At 58.5% G+C, this 17430-nt stretch carries 14 protein-coding genes and 1 pseudogene; 10 read left to right on the top strand and 5 right to left on the bottom strand.

Annotated elements, in window-relative coordinates; all coding sequences use genetic code 11:
• The first annotated feature begins 3 nt into the window (after nucleotides 1-3).
• Nucleotides 4-693: a DNA polymerase III subunit epsilon gene (dnaQ, locus tag ABQ278_RS00815; RefSeq protein WP_349320771.1), complete on the top strand. Its 690-nt coding sequence runs from the start codon at nucleotides 4-6 to the stop codon at nucleotides 691-693.
• Between the two features lie 3 nt (nucleotides 694-696).
• On the opposite strand, the gene ABQ278_RS00810 is transcribed toward dnaQ, so the two are convergent.
• The 4 genes and pseudogenes from ABQ278_RS00810 to secB form a co-directional block, all read right to left on the bottom strand.
• Nucleotides 697-1008 (bottom strand): response regulator, encoded by a 312-nt coding sequence (locus tag ABQ278_RS00810; RefSeq protein WP_349320770.1) that lies wholly within the window; start codon nucleotides 1006-1008, stop codon nucleotides 697-699.
• Between the two features lie 132 nt (nucleotides 1009-1140).
• Nucleotides 1141-2366: pseudogene (locus tag ABQ278_RS00805) on the bottom strand (IS701 family transposase); the annotation flags it as partial.
• A gap of 86 nt (nucleotides 2367-2452) precedes the next feature.
• Nucleotides 2453-3532 carry an IS630 family transposase gene (locus ABQ278_RS00800; protein ID WP_023447558.1) on the bottom strand — a complete coding sequence of 360 codons (1080 nt, stop codon included), beginning with the start codon at nucleotides 3530-3532 and terminating at the stop codon, nucleotides 2453-2455.
• A gap of 331 nt (nucleotides 3533-3863) precedes the next feature.
• Entirely contained in the window at nucleotides 3864-4343 is a 480-nt protein-coding gene (secB, locus tag ABQ278_RS00795) for a protein-export chaperone SecB (RefSeq protein ID WP_349320769.1), read from the bottom strand.
• A 218-nt stretch (nucleotides 4344-4561) separates the two neighbouring features.
• Here secB and ABQ278_RS00790 point away from each other — a divergent pair, with 218 nt between their 5' ends.
• Together ABQ278_RS00790 and ABQ278_RS00785 are read left to right on the top strand one after the other, a co-directional pair.
• Nucleotides 4562-5299, top strand: a complete 738-nt coding sequence (locus ABQ278_RS00790; protein WP_349320768.1) for a Tim44/TimA family putative adaptor protein — start codon at nucleotides 4562-4564, stop codon at nucleotides 5297-5299.
• A 26-nt stretch (nucleotides 5300-5325) separates the two neighbouring features.
• A complete protein-coding gene (locus ABQ278_RS00785; protein WP_349320767.1) occupies nucleotides 5326-6492 on the top strand; it encodes an MltA domain-containing protein in 1167 nt (388 codons plus the stop codon).
• A gap of 2 nt (nucleotides 6493-6494) precedes the next feature.
• Here the strand turns inward: ABQ278_RS00785 and ABQ278_RS00780 are convergent, their stop codons facing one another.
• A complete protein-coding gene (locus tag ABQ278_RS00780; protein ID WP_349320766.1) occupies nucleotides 6495-6905 on the bottom strand; it encodes an MAPEG family protein in 411 nt (136 codons plus the stop codon).
• A 697-nt stretch (nucleotides 6906-7602) separates the two neighbouring features.
• Here ABQ278_RS00780 and ABQ278_RS00775 point away from each other — a divergent pair.
• The 7 genes from ABQ278_RS00775 (at nucleotide 7603) to ABQ278_RS00745 (ending at nucleotide 17362) form a co-directional block, all read left to right on the top strand.
• Nucleotides 7603-12477, top strand: a complete 4875-nt coding sequence (locus tag ABQ278_RS00775) for an NAD-glutamate dehydrogenase (RefSeq protein WP_349320765.1) — start codon at nucleotides 7603-7605, stop codon at nucleotides 12475-12477.
• Between the two features lie 188 nt (nucleotides 12478-12665).
• Nucleotides 12666-13232, top strand: coding sequence for a NifU family protein (locus ABQ278_RS00770; RefSeq protein WP_349320764.1), 567 nt, complete (start codon nucleotides 12666-12668; stop codon nucleotides 13230-13232).
• A gap of 1 nt (nucleotide 13233) precedes the next feature.
• The gene (tsaB, locus tag ABQ278_RS00765) at nucleotides 13234-13896 is read left to right on the top strand and encodes a tRNA (adenosine(37)-N6)-threonylcarbamoyltransferase complex dimerization subunit type 1 TsaB (RefSeq protein WP_349320763.1); all 663 of its coding nucleotides are present in this window, start codon (nucleotides 13234-13236) and stop codon (nucleotides 13894-13896) included.
• Nucleotides 13893-14336 carry a ribosomal protein S18-alanine N-acetyltransferase gene (gene rimI / locus ABQ278_RS00760; RefSeq protein ID WP_349320762.1) on the top strand — a complete coding sequence of 148 codons (444 nt, stop codon included), beginning with the start codon at nucleotides 13893-13895 and terminating at the stop codon, nucleotides 14334-14336. The genes tsaB and rimI overlap by 4 nt, the downstream gene beginning before the upstream one ends.
• 89 nt (nucleotides 14337-14425) lie before the next feature.
• Nucleotides 14426-14839: a Fur family transcriptional regulator gene (locus ABQ278_RS00755; RefSeq protein ID WP_018080685.1), complete on the top strand. Its 414-nt coding sequence runs from the start codon at nucleotides 14426-14428 to the stop codon at nucleotides 14837-14839.
• A gap of 169 nt (nucleotides 14840-15008) precedes the next feature.
• Nucleotides 15009-16385, top strand: coding sequence for a tRNA (N6-isopentenyl adenosine(37)-C2)-methylthiotransferase MiaB (gene miaB / locus ABQ278_RS00750; protein ID WP_349320761.1), 1377 nt, complete (start codon nucleotides 15009-15011; stop codon nucleotides 16383-16385).
• On the top strand, nucleotides 16385-17362 hold the full coding sequence (locus ABQ278_RS00745) for a PhoH family protein (protein WP_349320760.1): 978 nt from the start codon (nucleotides 16385-16387) through the stop codon (nucleotides 17360-17362). Before miaB ends, ABQ278_RS00745 begins: the two co-directional genes overlap by 1 nt.
• The last annotated feature ends 68 nt before the right edge of the window (nucleotides 17363-17430 follow it).

Genomic DNA, 17430 nt, shown 5'->3' with positions numbered 1-17430 from the left:
GACATGGCTTTAGAAATCGTACTCGACACCGAAACCACCGGCATTGACCACAGAAAAGGTCATCGTCTGATCGAAATCGGCTGCATCGAGATCGAGGATCTGCTGCCGACCGGCCGAACCTTTCACCGCTTTATCGATCCTGAACGCGAGATCGAGCCGGACGCCATCCGTATCCACGGTATCACCAACGAAATGGTGCGCGGTAAGCCTAAGTTCGCCGCCATTATTGACGAAATGCTGGAGTTTATTGGCGATCGCAAGATCATCGCGCACAATGCGTCCTTCGACCGCGGCTTTATCAATATGGAGCTGGAGCGCCAAAGTCGGATGCCGCCGCCGACAGAACAGTGGATCGATACGCTGGAAATGGCGCGTCTGAAATTCCCCGGCGCCGCCAATTCGCTAGATGCCCTGTGCCGGCGCTTTAATATTTCGCTGGCCGAACGCGATCTCCACGGCGCTCTGATCGATGCGCGTCTGCTGGCCAGTGTCTATCTCGAATTACTCGGCGGAAAAGAACGCGGGCTTGATCTCGAAATGGTCGGCGCGCGCGCTGCGGCCGCCCAAAGCGCCAATCACGTCAGTTATGGCGCGCGTCCGCGTCCGCTGGCCTCGCACATAACGTCAGCAGAAGCCGAGGCGCACGAGGCTTTCGTGAAGAAATATTTGAAAGACAAGGCTTTATGGGCTTAAGAATCAAGCCGCCCGTTCTGGGCGCTTGCTGGCGCCCAGGCGCAATAGCCACAACATATCTTCCATGACGTGCATATTGACGGGTTTGACCAGATGCAGGTCGAAGCCGGCTTCCTTGGTGCGCTGGCGCATCTCGTCATCGCCCCAGCCAGTCTGGGCAATAATCTTGATGTGTGCGAGATCAGGCATGGCGCGCAGGCGGGCACAAACCTCGATGCCGTCCATATGGGGCATCCCGATATCGAGCAGGACGACATCGGGTTTGAAGTCTGCGGCGAGTTTCAGGGCACTTTTACCGTCATAGCAACTGCGCACGTCATCGCCTAGCACTACTTTGGCATATTATTCTTGGCGGGCTCGGCGAGGCGTTTGTCACAGTGGGGACAGCGCCTTGGTGGCGGTCGCATGAAGAGGTCGAGAATGGCCTGGCGGATGGCGGGCATTGTCGGCTGAGGCGGTGGCCCCCCGACTTTTTTTTTTCGTCCCGCTGCTTTGAGGCGGCGGGATTGGAGAAATGCAAAAGCGATCATCGCCATTAGACAATGTCGGTGCAAACCGGTCCATGACCTGCCTTCGAAGTGATCAAGCCCAAGCTCTTCCTTGAGTTGCTGATGTGCCTGTTCGCAGATCCACCTTGCCTTGATAGCCGCGGCTAGCATCTTGAGGGGGGCGTCGGCAGGCAGGTTTGACAGGTAGTATTTCTGTTCTCCGGTTGAACGCCTTTCCCCGACCAGCCAGACCTCCTCCTCGCCAGGCATGGCTTGGACACGACCGTCGCTCATACGATGCCTGTGGCCATCTGCGACCCGAACGCGGCAAGCGGCAAACTGGCAGTTCAGCTTGCCTTTGGTTCCGCGCCGCCAACTTACTTTCTTCCATTTCCCATCAGCCAACATCTTTTCGGCAGAGACAGCAACATCGTCAGGGACATGGTATTTGCGCCGCCTTCCGGTTGCCGCTTCCGGGAAGATTAGGCCGACGTCTGCCTGATACACATTCTGACGCCGTGATATGCCGACGGCCCACAACAGGTCGCGCTTGCTCAGGGCCTCGCGGAACGGCCCGCTTGACCCATAGCCAGCATCGGCCAGCACGCACCCGAACCGGGCCCCAGAGGCTATAACACGATCAATTTCCTCAATGGCGATCTCCGGCTTTGTCAGGGCAACCTGGCATTCTTGCGGGACCCGAGCCCGGTTCATCCGCGCGACATCATTCGTCCAACTCTCGGGCAAGAACAGGCGCAGGCCCACCATCACAGGCACTTCGCGCGATGCCAGCGTCACCGAAACAAGCGACTGGCAGTTGGACGTCTTGCCAAGCGAGGAAGCATATTGCGCCGCCACGCCAACCGAATGGCTGCCCTTTTTCGGCAGCGCCGTGTCATCGATGACAAGATAACCGGCATCATCCCCCACCAGACGGTCGGCCTCCTTCAGGAGAACGGCTTCAAGCGGTCCACTTTCCCAAACGCCGTCAGAGACAAAATGATGGAGTTGGTCATAGCCAAACTCGCCATCGCGGGCGGCCATCGGCTGGACACTCTTGCGGTCACCCGGGCCAATCAGGCCTGCAATATAGGCAGGGCACAGCCGCATCCGGGTCTTATGCCGCAAGGCCACCAGGAAGGGCGTCAACCAATCTTCCAAATCTACGCGCCAATGTTCCGACATCGCCAGTCTCCTTAAAGCTGGCTCTCTATGAATCACGCAATGTCAGCCGGGGGAATCCTCAAAATTCATTTTCTGCCAAAGTAGTGCTAGTGTTGTGACTCTAACGCCTGTCGCCCCCTGGCGACCTTTTCAAGAATGTCTGTAGCGGATTTGGTCCAAACGAAGGGCTTTGGATCGGCGTTGTGATGATCGAGATAGTCTTGAATTGCGCCTTCGAGTTCGGCGACACTCTTGAACACGCCGCAGCGGATGCGATCGCCTGTTATCAAGCCGAAAAAGCGTTCGACCTGATTGAGCCAGGACGCCGAAGTGGGGGTGAAATGCATGTGGAAGCGAGGATGTTTGGCCAGCCATGCTTTGACCGCCGGATGCTTATGGGTGGCATAGTTGTCGGCGATCAGGTGCAGGTCGAAGCCCTTGGGCGTGCTGCGGTCGATGAGTCGAAGGAATTTGAGCCATTCCTGGTGCCGATGACGTTTCATGCATTCGCCGATCACCCTGCCGGTGGCGACATCGAGGGCGGCGAACAGTGTCGTCGTGCCATGCCGCTTATAGTCGTGGGTCATCGTTCCCGCCCGCCCCTTCTTCATTGGCAGGCCCGGTTGGGTGCGGTCCAGCGCCTGGATCTGTGACTTCTCATCGACCGAGAACACCAGTGCCCGGTCCGGCGGATCAAGATAGAGACCGACGACGTCCGTCACCTTCTCGACGAACTGCTTGTCGTTCGACAGTTTGAACGTCTTGGTCAAATGGGGCTTGAGCCCATGCGCGCTCCAAATGCGCTGTACGCTGGTGTGGCTCAGACCCACCGCCTTGGCAAGCGTGCGCGCGCTCCATTGCGTGGCAGCCGGTGGCTTCTGTCGCAGCGTCATCTCGACCACACGCGCAATGACTTCGGCGCTCAACGGCGTCTTACGGCCAGGCCGGGTCGCGTCGCGCCCAAGCCCATCGACACCCTGCTCAAGATAACGATCGCGCCAGCGGTAGGCCGTCTTCTTGGTCTTGCCCAGCGTCCGCACAATCGACGCCAAACTCGCCGCGTCCGCCCACATCAGCACGATCCGCGCACGCCAAACAAGCTTCTGCGGCGTGTTCCGGTCCGCCACCCAACCTTCCAACCGCACCCGAGCCTCAGGCGACAGCAACAGCCTTTTGTCCATGTCCATCGACACAGAACTCGCATATTTGCAAGATCAAGGGAATCCATCCGTTGATTCCGCAACACTAGAAGCTCGATGGCCCAGTGCAGGGTCATGGCCGAGGCTTCATTGTCGTCAACCACGAGGACGCGCAAGGGCAGGGCGGCTGGCTTGGAATCGGAGACAGGCAACATAAGGCTACGGTAATATCAGGCTTGGTGAACGCGGGGGTATTGGCGCGGCGCTTCTCTAGCCGGAACGAAATAAAAAATCGCTGTGGCTTTAACAGAAAAGCCCGGTGTTTCCACCGGGCTCTCTTGAATCGTAAGAGTGCAGGGTCCGCGACTCTGCGACTTTCTTAAGCTTGCCCAATCGTTTGCTGCGACTGGATATTGCCCTTTTGCGCGACGTAGAGTGCGCCGAAATCGATCGGTTCGAGATAGAAGGGCGGGGTGAAGCCACCGTCGGCTGTCGCATCGGCGACAATGCGGCGAGCGAACGGGAAGAGATAGCGCGGGCATTCGACCAAGAGGGTCGGTTCGATCATCTGCTCGGGGATGTTGCCAAGCTGGAACAGGCCGCCATACACCAGTTCGATGGCGAACATCGGGCCGTCGGGCGTCGAAGCCTTGACCGTGAGCTTGATGTCGACTTCAAACAGGCCATCGGGACGGCCTTTGGCGCTCATTTCGACGCCGAGATCGACTTCGGGGCGCGAATCCATGCGCAGCGAGTTCGGCGCGCGCGGGTTTTCGAACGAGAAATCGCGGGTAAATTGGGCCAGAACCTGCATTTGCGGAACGGGCGGCTGCTCTGGCGCAGCATTGATATCGGTCATAAACTAAAGCTCCGGTCATTTGTCGGAGGCGAAACGGCCGCCTTCCGGACATGTGTAAAAACGCTGCTAACAGATAAGAAAATTTTAAGCAATCAAACGAAGAGTTCCACTTCGCGAAACTTATCCTATATAGTTGAGGGTACGCATATTTTAAGCGACCTGAACGTCAAAAAGACCTACGGAATTTATCCGGGGTCTGGAAATCAAAGAGACTAGCCGTGAACGATGTCATTCCCCTTGTTATTTTTGCCGTTGTCGCGGTGGTGATCCTGGTCAACCTGTACAATGTGCTTGGTCGCAAGGTGGGTTTTCGTGCCGATGAAAAGGCTGCTACGCCCAAGACCGAAGAGAGTATGGAACTGGGTGCCCGGGCTGAGCGCGCTGTCGAAGGTCCGCGCCTGCCCAATCTGGAAAACCTCAAAATACGCGACGCCAATTTCAACGAGATCAATTTCCTTGAAAAGGCGCGTGAAACCTATGAGCAGGTCGTGGTTGCTTACCACAAGGGCGAACTGGATGGGGTGAAGGACAAGTTGTCCGAGCGCGTTATGACAAGCTTCAGCCAGGCGGTTCAGGCGCGTACAACACCCCCGGCCAATACGCTCAGCTTTGTCGATACCCCGAAGACCGATATCGATACCATAGAGTTCAAGGAAGATGTGGCGCAGATCCGTGTGCGTTTCCTGTCCGAACTGGTTTATGAAGACCCGATGCCGGCCGCAACGCCTGAGCCGGTAGAGACTGCGGTCGTCGAAACGCCGGCCCCAACGGTCGAGCCGGTCAAGAAGACCCGTGCGAAAAAGGTCGAGCCGAAAGGGGAAAGGCCCGCCAAGGTCGAACCCTTCGTGCCGCACAAGACCTATAAGCGCACCGCAGAATACTGGACTTTCCAGAAGGGCCTGAAATCCCCCAACACCCCGTGGCTCCTGATCAAGGTAGAGGCGGCCAAGGCGTGAGGCTAGGATTTACGGCTGCTCTATCTTTGGCGCTTCTGCTTTCCGCCTGCGCCGAAAGCCCAGTGACGTCACCGGTGGTGACCATTCCGAAACCGCCGGTGACACCTGCCGGTCCGCAAACCCCGCCGGTCTATTACCCGACGCCGGTGCCGGAACATTTGCGGCTGTCCACCCTGCCGGGCTGGAACAAGACCGATCCGTTTATTGCGCTGGAAGCCCTGCGTGCGACCTGCCTGTATAAAAAAGGTCGTCAGTACGCGCCGGTCTGTGACGCCATGAAGGCGCAGGAGTTTCATACCCCGGATCAGGTGCTGGCGTTTCTCAACGCCCACCTGCAGATCGAAGTCGATTACGACAACGAAAAGGGCCTGATGACGGGCTATTTCGTGCCGGATTATGACGCGCGTCATGCGCAGGACGCTGAATTCTCGCAGCGGGTGCGTCCAAAGCCGGCCGACCTGGTCGTGGTGCCGGGTTCGCAGCTCACGCCGCCATCTAAGGCGGCAAAGGTGGCGGCGCGCAAGGTGGGTGAACTTTACGTGCCCTACTATACGCGGGCGGAGATCGAAGCCCTGCCGGCCGACATCACCTATAATGGCGGCACCTACTATATGCGGCCGGAAGACTATTTCTTTATGCAGTTGCAGGGGTCGGGCTTTCTCGATTTGCCCGACGGCAGCCGCGTCTATGCCGCCTATGCCGCTGATAACGGCTGGCCGTTTGTCGGCATCGCCAAGGTGCTGAGCGAACGCGGCATGATGGAAAAGAACCAGACCTCGGGTGACGCCATCCACACCTGGCTGGCCGATCATCGCGGGCCGCAAGCCACCGAGATCATGAATGCCAATCCGCGTTATGGTTTCTTCGCTATCCAGCCCGATGTGACCGAGCCGGTCGGGGCGTCTGGGCTTTCGCTGCCGCCGGGTTCGGCTATCGCGGTTGATCCGGCGCATAATGATCTCGGTGATCTGTTCTGGCTCGATGCCAATGCGGGTACGCTAAGGGAAGCTTTTCCTGAATATCAGCGCATGGTGGCGGCGCTCGATACCGGTGGTGCCATCAAGGGCAAGGTCCGTGCCGATCTCTATGTGGGTCACGGCAAGCGCGCCGGCACCGAAGCTGGTCGTATCAAGCATGAGCTGAGGATGTGGCGGATCGTGCCCTATACCGGCAAGGATAGTTTCGGGAACTAACCCTAAAGCCCGAAACCGATCCAGACGGCCTGGATGCACAACAGACCCAAAACCGCGGAGCTGGCCAGGAACAGGCAGAAGCGAATGATGGTGATGTTGGCGATCACCTGCACCAGCGAATGGATGACGCGCAGGGCGACATAAAGCCAGGCCAGGTATTCGAGATTAGGATTGGACAGGCCACTTAGGTAGATGCCGAGGCAAAGGGCATAGAAGAGCGTCGGCTGCTCCATCAGATTGTTATAATTGTCGGCGGGCCATTGCACTTGCGGCGGCAGGCGGCGCTCTACATTGGTGCTTTGCGGGCGCGCTTCCGAGATCGCATAACGCACAAGGGCGGGCAGCCTGCGGACATAGAGCCAGACAAGCATGATCATCGACCAGGCGATAAGGGCGAGTACGGGTTGTATCATAACGCCGCCATACTGCGCCTGAAATGCTAAGATAATATTGAATGACGGCGCGTTAGGGTCAAATTTTAACGATGATTTTTAGGATGCCTGAACACAGATTGACACATGTTGCGCACACAACTGTGATGCGAGTAGCACTGGCCACGACTCACGCAAGGTGTTAGAAATTTAGGCATTGGCTCGCGTCTCTCTCACGGGTCAATCCGCTGGATTCGAGCTATGCCCCGCTCGGCTTCATGCGGCAAAAGGTCAAAGACGATTGGCGCGGTTCTTACCGGCCATGGCGCGTACATCAGGCTTATCGCCCGGGCGCGCTGCAAAAAACGGAAGTCGTAAAAGCCCCTTCCCCCCATAAAGAGGCTTTTACGTCCGAGCCGCCAGTTCCCCGCCGGACTGGCGGCTTTTTGCTGATTCAATTCATGAGAATTCTAACCTCTTCAGGAGGTTTGGCGAGCACGGCCACGACCACGACTGGGCCTGCCGCCTAAGCGGCGCAAGCCTGACATCGGGGGTGCCTGCAGGGAGTGCGAAAAAAGTGATCACAAAGTCGGTTTCATTTGTAAGTTTGTAGTGAATCCGTAATGGCCATTTGTTAAACATTGCGCCGCATAGTCTTAACCCGGAAGTCGGGTAAACATAACGAACTGTGGTTCGGTGCCGCCCGATACCGCGGTCAGGATCAAGTGGAAACACGCACATGGACGATTTCAAGCCCGGCGAAAGCCAATCCCCCTCCAAGGACGCGCTGACCAAAGCGTTTCTGCTCGATCGGGGGGCTAGGGATTTTCTCAGGCTAGACGATAGCGAAAAAGCCTTCCTGACCCAGATCCTGGAAGATTTCGACGTTGATGAACTGGCCGATATCGCCGACGCCGACCTTGACCGGGTGATCGCTGGCTTTTGGGCCTATGCCGAAAAACGCGACGGTGCGCAGACCCTGCGACGCGTGACGCCTGTGCTTGACAGCAAGGGCCAGCCGACCGCCTATGATATTATTGAGGTCGTTCAGCCCGACTCGCCGTTCATCGTCGAAACCGTGATGGGCGAACTGATCGATCAGGGCCTGTCCATCCGCTCGATGTTCCATCCGGTCATTACGCTGCATCGTGATTTCGACGGCAAGCGCGTCAAAACCGGAGATGATGTCAAAGAATTGATGATGCTCGTCTTTATCGAGCGTCAAAGTGCCGAGCGTCACAAGCAGATCATCGAAGGCATCGATCAGAGCCTGAACGACCTGAAACTGGCCGTGCGCGATTTCCCGCGTATGCAGAAGTTGATGGCTGAGGAGATCGTGGCGCTTGAAAAACAGCGCGGCAATGGCGCCATCGAGGCAGCGACTCTGGACGAAAACCTCGCTTTCCTGCGCTGGATCGATCAGAACCATTTCGTCTTCCTGGGCGCACGTGGCTACGCCTATCCGCGCGAAAGCGGCGGCGACTATGCCCGCGAAGAACCACTGAACCAGATGCAGGAAGGTTTCGGCGTGCTGCGCGATTCCGGCCGTGCCGTGCTGCGTCGTTCGAGTGAACCGGCGGTGCTCAGCGAGCAACTGATGAGCCAGTTGCGCACCTCCGAGCCGGTGACCGTGGCCAAGGCCAATCTCAAATCACGCGTCCACCGTCGCATCTATATGGACTATATCGGCATCAAGCGTTACGGTGCCGATGGCAAGCCTTCAGGTGAGGTCCGCTTCGTCGGCCTGTTCACCAGCGAGGCCTATGATCGCCCGGCGTTTGAAGTGCCGTTGATCCGTAAAAAGGCCGAGCACGTGCTGCACGAAGCGGCGGCGCTTGGCCTTCAGGGCGGCTACAATGAAAAGCGCCTGAAGAATATCGTCGAGACCTATCCGCGCGACGAACTGTTCCAGATGACGGAGCACGACCTGTTGCGCATCGCCCGCGGTATCCTGCATCTGTCTGACCGCCCGCGCGTCAAGCTGTTCACGCGCGTCGATCCGTTCGATCGTTTCGTTTCGGTCATGCTCTATATGCCGCGTGAAATCTATCAGTCGCAGATGCAAAAACAGGCCGGTGAAATCCTGGCCGCCGCCTGGTGCGGACGGGTCTCGGCCTCCTATGCCTATATCAGCGACTCGTTGCTGAGCTGTATCCACTATATCATTGGCGTCACCCCCGGCGATCACTTCGATCCGAATGTCACGGATGTTGAAGCCGATATCGAGAACATCACGCGCTCATGGCCGCAAAAGGTTGAGGCTCTTGTTGAAAACACCGGCATTCTGGAAACGCTCGATCAGCCGCACACCGGCATCGACTGGATGCTTTGGGCCGAGGCTTTCCCCGCCGGTTATCAGGAGCGTTACACCACCGGCGAGGCGGTTACCGATACAGCCTATCTCAACGGTCTTTCGATCGAAGCGCCAGTCAATGTACGCGCCTATCAGCGGATGGAAGACGAAGAGAACCATTTCTGCTTCAAGCTTTACACCCATGCCGAAAAGGCCATTCCGCTGTCGGATATCCTGCCGGTGCTCGGCAATATGGGCATCAAGACGCTGGAAGAATACGGCTATCACGTTCGCTCGAAGGACATTGGCACCTATTGGGTGCATGAGTTTATCCTGAAATTGCCACGTGGCCACGCCAGTGAATTCAAGACCTTCAAGACCGAATTCGAGCAGACCCTGCTGGCCCTGTGGCATGGCAAGACCGAGGATGACGGCTTCAATGCTTTGGCCCTGACCGGCCAGTCGTGGCGCGAAGTGGCGCTGCTGCGCGCCTTCTGCCGTTACCGCGTCCAGTCCGGCCTTGATCCGAGCCCTGAAATCCAGCAGGCCGCCCTGCGCGATAACCCTCAGGTGGTCGAAGCGCTTCTGACGCTTTTCAATGCCAAATTTGCTCTCGATGGCGGCGACGCCAAGCTACGGCTGACCGCTGTCGAAGCGGCGAAGGCCGAAATCGAAACCCTGCTGCAAAAGGTCGCCAGTCTCGATCATGACCGCGTCCTGCGCCGTCTTGCGGCGCTGATCGGTGCCATCCGTCGCACCAATTATTTCCAGAAAAACGAGAATAATCAGGATAAGGCCTATATTTCCTTAAAGATCGCCAGCCGTGAACTGGCGGATTTGCCGGAGCCCAAGCCTTACCGCGAAATCTTTATCTGGTCGCCGGGCGTCGAAGGCGTCCACCTGCGCTTCGGGCCGGTGGCGCGCGGGGGCTTACGCTGGTCTGACCGCAAGGACGATTTCCGCACCGAGGTGCTGGGCCTGGTCAAGGCGCAGCAGGTCAAGAACGCGGTCATTGTGCCGGTCGGCTCGAAAGGCGGCTTCTTCCCGAAGAAACTGCCGAAGAACGGCACCCCCGACGAGGTGAAGAGCGCCGCCATCGTCGCTTACAAAACCTTCCTTTCCGGTCTGCTCGACCTGACGGATAATCTCGACGCCAAGGGCACTATTGTGCCGCCGGTTGATGTCATCCGCTGGGATGATCCCGATCCGTATCTGGTCGTCGCTGCCGACAAGGGCACGGCCACTTTTTCCGATATCGCCAACGGCGTCTCGGCCGATTACAATTTCTGGCTGGGCGACGCCTTCGCCTCCGGCGGCTCGGTGGGCTATGACCACAAGGCGATGGGCATCACCGCCAAGGGCGCGTGGGAAGCCGTCAAGCGTCACTTCCGGGAAATCGGAAAGGATATCCAGACCGAATCCTTCACCGTGGCCGGCGTCGGCGATATGTCGGGCGATGTCTTCGGCAACGGCATGTTGCTGTCGAAGGAAACCCTGCTGGTGGCCGCCTTCGATCACCGCGATATCTTCATCGACCCCAACCCCGATGCAGCGAAAGCCTTTGCCGAGCGCGAGCGCATGTTCGCCCTGCCGCGCTCAAGCTGGCAGGATTATAATAAAGAGCTGATCTCGAAGGGCGGCGGTGTCTTCCCGCGCAGCCAGAAATCGATCCCGCTGTCGCCGGAAATCAAGGCCCTGCTCGATCTCGACGCTAACGAAGTGTCGCCGTTCGAGCTGATGCAGGCCATCCTGAAAGCGCGCGTCGAACTTCTCTATTTCGGCGGCATCGGCACCTATATCAAGGCACCGGCGCAAGCCCATCTCGATGTCGGCGATAAGGCCAATGACGCTATCCGGATCGACGGCCCTGAGGTCCGCGCCAAGGTGATCGGTGAGGGTGCCAATCTCGGCATCACCCAGGCCGGACGCATTTCCTGTGCTGAATCCGGCGCGCGCCTCAATACCGACGCCATCGATAATTCGGCCGGCGTCGATTGCTCCGACCATGAGGTCAATATCAAGATCCTGCTCAGCCAGGTGATCGCCTCAAACAGGCTCAAGGCCGAAGACCGTGATGCGCTTCTGGCCAGCATGACCGGCGATGTGGCGCGCCATGTGTTGAAGCACAATTATGATCAGACCCTGGCGCTTTCGTTGCAGGAAGCGACCTCGGCGGCGGACAATGCCGCGCAACAGGCCTTTATGTCGGGTCTGGAAAAGCGCGACCGTCTTGATCGCAAGGTCGAAGGCTTGCCGTCCAATTCGGCGCTCGAAGCCCGCAAGACTGGTCATCACGGGCTTTATCGTCCGGAACTGGCCGTCATCACCGCCTATGCCAAGCTGGTGCTGTTCGATGACATCGTGGCGGGCACGGCGCCGGATGATGCCGGATTCGAGCCGGTGCTGGTCGGCTATTTCCCGCCGGCCTTACATGGATATGTCGATGCCATCCGCAAACACCGTCTGCAGCGCGAAATCATCGCCACGGTGCTGAGCAATACGATCGTCAATATCGCCGGGCCGAGCTTCGCCATGCGCCTGACCCGAAGCGCCGGCGTTGATACCACCGCCATGGTGCTGGCTTTCGAGGCCACGCGTCAGCTTTTCGATATCCATAGCCTGTGGGGCGAGGTGAGCGCACTCGACAACCGTATTCCGGCCGCCGCGCAAACGGCGCTCTATAACGACCTGTCGACCTTTGTCCGTCACCAGACCTACTGGATGGCGCGCCGCTTCGCTGGCCAGCCGCATGATCTGGCGGCCATGCTCAAACCCTATGCCGAAGGTATCAAGGGCGTGATCGCGCAAGGATCGGCGCTCTTGAGCGGCCCGACGAAAGCGCGGCTGGCCGCGCGAGTCGCCGAACTGGAAGCCCTGGGTTGCCCGGCTGATCTGGCCACGCGCATCACGGCCTTGAGCGCCTGTCATCATGTCGCTGATGTTATCGATCTGGCGGCGGAGAAGAAGAAGCCGCTCGACCGGACACTGGAGCTTTACGCCCTGACGGGGGAACGCTTCGGCTTTGACAGTCTGCAGGTCGGTGCCGGTAATCTGGCGTCGAGTGATCCATGGGACCGTATCGCTACCCGTCGCCTGATCGAGGATGTTCTGGCTGAGCAGAAGGCGGTGGTGAAGGCCATGATGACGCGCATGTCACCGTCGGAAAGCCCATTGCAGATCATCGAGAACTGGGAAGTCGAGAACAAGGCGCTGATCGAGCCATTGCAGTCGATGATGACCGATATGGAATCTGGCGGCTGGAGCTTCGCCAAGCTGACCATCGTCAATGCCTTGATCCGTGAATGGGCCGCGAAGTTGTAGAAGGCGAGGGGTCGCAAGGCCCCTCGACCCCGCAACATAAGATGCCTCTTGTTTTGACGTCGCTTTAGGCCCATTTACAGCGCAGTTACAGTTCAGAGCGGATGTATCCGCTCTGCATTCTATGTTTTTCCGCATCCTGCCTGAAATTTGCAAAACAAATTTTAGGCTTGCTGCTCTAGGGCGCTGCCATGTTTATCCAGACCGAAGCCACCCCAAACCCGGACGTCATCAAGTTCCTGCCCGGCCAGACCGTTCTGGAAACCGGCACGAAAGAATTCCGCACGGCAGACGATGCCAGCGCATCACCGCTCGCTGAAAACCTGTTTGCCATTGATGGCGTGGCCGGCCTGTTCTTCGGCAGTGACTTCCTGACCGTGCGGCGTTCGCCGGATTCCGATTTGATCTGGGCACAACTCAAGGCGCCGATCCTGGCCGCCATCATGGACTTCTACGCCTCCGGCCAACCGATCCTGCGTGAAGCCGCTGTGAAAAACGACATCGTTTATGAAGGCGAGCTCGGTCAGATCGTCGCCGAAATCAAGGACTTGCTCGATACCCGCGTGCGGCCCGCCGTGGCGCAGGATGGCGGCGATATCGAGTTTGACAGTTTCGACATGGATAGCGGCACGCTTTACCTGCATATGCGCGGCGCCTGTTCGGGCTGTCCGTCGTCATCGGCCACCCTGCGCCAGGGTGTTGAAAGCCTGATGAAACACTATGTTCCGGAAGTGAAGTCGATCGAGCAGGTCCTGTAGTTTGGGCCTGCGTCTCGTCATTGACACGTCGCTGAACGCCTGTGGTCTCGGGTTGTTCGATGACAGCGGTTGTCTGTTTCATATCACCGAGGGCATGGCGCGCGGCCAGCAGGAACGCCTGCCGGTCATGGCGATGGAAGCTTTTGCGGCCACCAGCATTAAGCCCACAGACCTGACCGTGATCGGTGTGACGCTCGGACCGGGTTCGTTTACCGGCGTGCGCGTCGGCCTGTCGTTCGCCAAGGGATTGGCGGCGGGGGCAGGGGTGCCGCTGAAAGGCATCGGCACGCTCGAGGCGCTGGGTTCTCATCCGGAGCTTTTGGGCAAGAACCGCATGGCGGTGGTGAATGGCGGTCGCGGACAGGTCTATGTGCAAAGATTTGAAGGCGGATCTGCGGTAACGCTCGATCTCAACACACCCGACGCCATAACCGCTTATGCCGCCGATAATCCCACAGACATCCTGACCGGGCCGGCGGCGGGTCTGCTGGCGGAGTTCTGGCCTGTGGCGGTGGAATTCCCCCAAACGTGGCCATCGCTTGACGCCCTTTCCGCGCTCACCCTAGATGCGGGTTCTGACGATCTGACCCCCCTCTATATGCGTGAAGCCGATGCCATTGCCTCGACCCGCGGTATTATAAGTCTGAATGAACCCACCGTATGACAACCATCCGCCAGCTCGACGCCCCATCGAAACAGCTTGAGGATATCCATACCCGCTGTTTCGACTATGGCTGGAGCGAGGGGGTTTTCGCCGACCTGCTGATCAAACCGCACCACCGCACCTATGTGTTCGAGACCGATGGTGAGATTGTCAGTTTCGTGGTGATGACCGTGGTGGCCGGCGAGGGCGAGATTCTGACCATTGCCACCGATCCGGATTTTCAGAAGCAGGGCCTGGCGCGCATGTTGCTCGATCAGGTGATCAAAACCCTGAAAGCCGAGGGCGCCGAGTTGCTTTTCCTCGAGGTGGCCATTGATAATCCGGCGGCGCTGCGGCTTTACGAGGCGTGCGGTTTCAAGAAGACCGGCCGGCGCAAGGCCTATTACAGCCGCAAGGACAAACCCCCGGTGGACGCGCATATTCTTAGGCTTGCGCTCTGAGACGCAACACCTTACATTCGACGCTTCTAAACTAATAATAGCTCGCAAAATCAGCCCTATAGGGTGATTGGACGCTCAGGAGTCACGGCATGGACCGCATCGAAAGGCAATGTATCGAAAAGGGTATGCGCATGACCGACCAGCGTCGGGTTGTGGCGCGTGTCCTGTCGGCGGCCGAGGATCATCCGGATGTTGAGGAACTGTATCATCGTGCGGCGGCGGTTGACCCCAATATCTCGCTGGCCACGGTCTATCGCACCGTGCGCCTGTTTGAAGAGGCCGGTGTGGTCGAGCGTCATGACTTTGGCGATGGCCGTTCACGCTACGAAGAAGCCGGCAACGAGCACCATGACCACCTGATCAACATCAAGACCGGCGCCGTGATCGAGTTCTTTGATGAGGAAATCGAGAAGATGAAGGAAGCCCTGGCAGAAAAGCTGGGCTACAAACTGGTCGGTCACAAGCTCGAGCTTTATGGTGTGCCGATTGGCGAAGAGAAGTAAGGTTTGCAGGGTCGCGGACACTGCACCCATATGTTTTCATGAATACTAAAAAAGTCGGACCTCTAGGGGCCCGGCTTTTTTAGTATTTTCTCGAATATATTATGGGGTGCAGGGGTCTGTGACCCCTGCATACCTTGAATTTCTATCCACAAACGACCATAACCCCCTGATGAACGATCACGTCCCCCTCAAAAAGCTCCACATCAAAACCTACGGCTGTCAGATGAACGTCTATGACAGCGAGCGCATGGTCGATATCCTGCGCCCGCTCGGCTATGAGGTTTCCGACAAGCCCGAGGGGGCCGATCTTGTCCTGCTCAACACCTGCCACATCCGCGAGAAGGCCGCCGAGAAGGTCTATTCGGAAATTGGCCGGCTGCGTGAAATGCGCGAGGAAAAAGAAGCGCGCAATGAGGGCCGCATGACCATCGTCGTGGCCGGCTGCGTAGCCCAGGCCGAGGGTCAGGAGATCATGCACCGCGCCCCGGCCGTCGATCTGGTCGTCGGTCCGCAGGCCTATCACCAGCTTCCCGAACTGATCGCCCGCACACACCGCACCAAGGGCGAACGCCTTTCCGCCGATTTCGCGCCGGAAGCCAAGTTCGACGCGCTGGCTTCAGGTTCTTTGGCCGCCGATCGCGCCGTCTCCGGCCCCACCGCCTTCCTCACCGTGCAGGAAGGTTGCGACAAGTTCTGCACCTTCTGCGTTGTGCCCTATACGCGCGGCGCCGAATGGTCACGCCCGGTCAAGTCCATCCTCGATGAAGCGAAAGCCCTGGCCGCCAAGGGCGTTCGTGAGCTGACCCTGCTCGGTCAGAACGTCAACGCCTATAATGGTCTGGGTGCCGATGGTCAGGAATTGACCCTGGCGAAACTGATGTACGCCCTGGCCGATATCGAAGGCATTGATCGCCTGCGTTACACCACCTCGCACCCCAACGACATGGGGCAGGATCTGATCGACGCGCACCGCGACCTGCCGGCCGTCATGCCTTATCTGCACCTGCCGGTGCAGTCCGGCTCGGACAAGATCCTGCGCGCCATGAACCGCAAGCATGGACGTCAGGCCTATTTCGACTTGATCGACCGCATCAAGGCCGCGCGTCCCGATCTGGCGCTTTCGGGGGATTTTATCGTTGGCTTTCCCGGCGAGACCGACAAGGATTTCGAGGATACGCTCGATCTGATCCGCCGCGTCGGTTATGCCTCGGCCTTCTCGTTCAAATATTCGCCGCGTCCGGGTACGCCCGCCTCCGGTATGCCGGGTCAGGTGTCGGACGAGGTCGCCGATGCGCGCCTGCAAACCCTGCAGGCCCTGATCATCGAGCAACAGCAGGCCTTCAAGGCCAACTTGATCGGCCAGACGCTCGATATCCTGTTTGAAAAACCGGGTCGTCTGGCGGGTCAGGCCATCGGCCGCTCGCCCTATCTGCAATCGGTATTCGTGGAAGACGCGGCCGATCTGATCGGGCAGATTCATAAGGTCAAAATCGTCGCCAACAGCAACAATTCGCTGCGCGGCGAATTGCTCAAGGTGGTTGCCTGATGGCCGCCGTCAAGGACGATTTCATCAATCTGAGCGATCCATGCGTGCTCGCCGTAGTCGGACCGAGCGAGCGCTATCTTGCCATGATCGAAGGCGCTTTCAAGGTGCTGGTCGAAATGCCGGGCGGTGGTCTGGTCATTTCGGGCGATGCCCGTGCGCGCCAGAAGGCGAAAGCCGTGATCACCACCATGGCGGACATGTACGATCAGGGTGTCGATATCGCTGAGGCTGATGTGCGCCGGCTGATTAATGAGCCGCAACTGACCGGACAATCGGGCCATTCGTCATCCGCACCCTCCGTGCCGCTGGATCAGCGCAACACCATTGTCATGGGCCGCCGCGGCGCCATTGCCGCCAAGACCGCCGGTCAGGCCGCCTATATCCACGAACTGGCGCGCAATGATCTGGTGTTCGCACTGGGGCCCGCTGGTTCCGGCAAGACCTTTCTGGCCGTGGCGCATGGCGTATCGCTGTTGCTTAAAGGCGCGGTCGACAAACTGATCATCACCCGTCCGGCTGTCGAGGCCGGCGAACGGCTGGGCTTCCTGCCGGGCGATCTCAATGAGAAGATCGATCCGTACCTGACGCCGATCTGGGGCGCGCTTGATGATATTCTGGGCGCTCAGGTCCTGGCCAAGAAGCGCGAGACCAAGGAAATCGAGGTCGCACCTCTGGCCTATATGCGTGGTCGCACGCTTTCCTATGCCTATGTCATTATCGATGAAGCGCAGAACACCACGCGGATGCAGATGAAGATGATCCTGACCCGCCTGGGGGAAGGCTCGAAAATGGTCGTCACCGGCGATCCGTCGCAAATCGATTTGCCGAACCGTGGCGACAGCGGTTTGGTTCATGCTGTGCATCTGCTCGATAACGTCGAGGGTGTCGGCAAGGCCGAACTGAAGGCTGAGGATATCGTGCGTCACGAACTGGTGGCGCGTATCGTTCGCGCCTATGACAATGAATTTAAGAGCTGATATGGCAAAAGTTGAAAACTTTGGTCGTCGACCAGCGCCCAACCGGACGCCGGGCACGTTTGCCCGCC

Origin of the sequence: Asticcacaulis sp. MM231 (genome assembly GCF_964186625.1) — a bacterium.
Lineage (GTDB): Bacteria > Pseudomonadota > Alphaproteobacteria > Caulobacterales > Caulobacteraceae > Asticcacaulis.
This window is presented reverse-complemented; position numbering and strand designations above follow the sequence as displayed.

Coding starts and splice junctions, on each gene's coding strand:
- dnaQ (WP_349320771.1), top strand. CDS start 4: ATGGCTTTAGAAATCGTACTCGACACCGAAACCACCGGCATTGACCAC.
- ABQ278_RS00800 (WP_023447558.1), bottom strand. CDS start 3,532: ATGGACATGGACAAAAGGCTGTTGCTGTCGCCTGAGGCTCGGGTGCGG.
- secB (WP_349320769.1), bottom strand. CDS start 4,343: ATGACCGATATCAATGCTGCGCCAGAGCAGCCGCCCGTTCCGCAAATG.
- ABQ278_RS00780 (WP_349320766.1), bottom strand. CDS start 6,905: ATGATACAACCCGTACTCGCCCTTATCGCCTGGTCGATGATCATGCTT.
- ABQ278_RS00775 (WP_349320765.1), top strand. CDS start 7,603: ATGGACGATTTCAAGCCCGGCGAAAGCCAATCCCCCTCCAAGGACGCG.
- ABQ278_RS00770 (WP_349320764.1), top strand. CDS start 12,666: ATGTTTATCCAGACCGAAGCCACCCCAAACCCGGACGTCATCAAGTTC.
- rimI (WP_349320762.1), top strand. CDS start 13,893: ATGACAACCATCCGCCAGCTCGACGCCCCATCGAAACAGCTTGAGGAT.
- ABQ278_RS00755 (WP_018080685.1), top strand. CDS start 14,426: ATGGACCGCATCGAAAGGCAATGTATCGAAAAGGGTATGCGCATGACC.
- miaB (WP_349320761.1), top strand. CDS start 15,009: ATGAACGATCACGTCCCCCTCAAAAAGCTCCACATCAAAACCTACGGC.
- ABQ278_RS00745 (WP_349320760.1), top strand. CDS start 16,385: ATGGCCGCCGTCAAGGACGATTTCATCAATCTGAGCGATCCATGCGTG.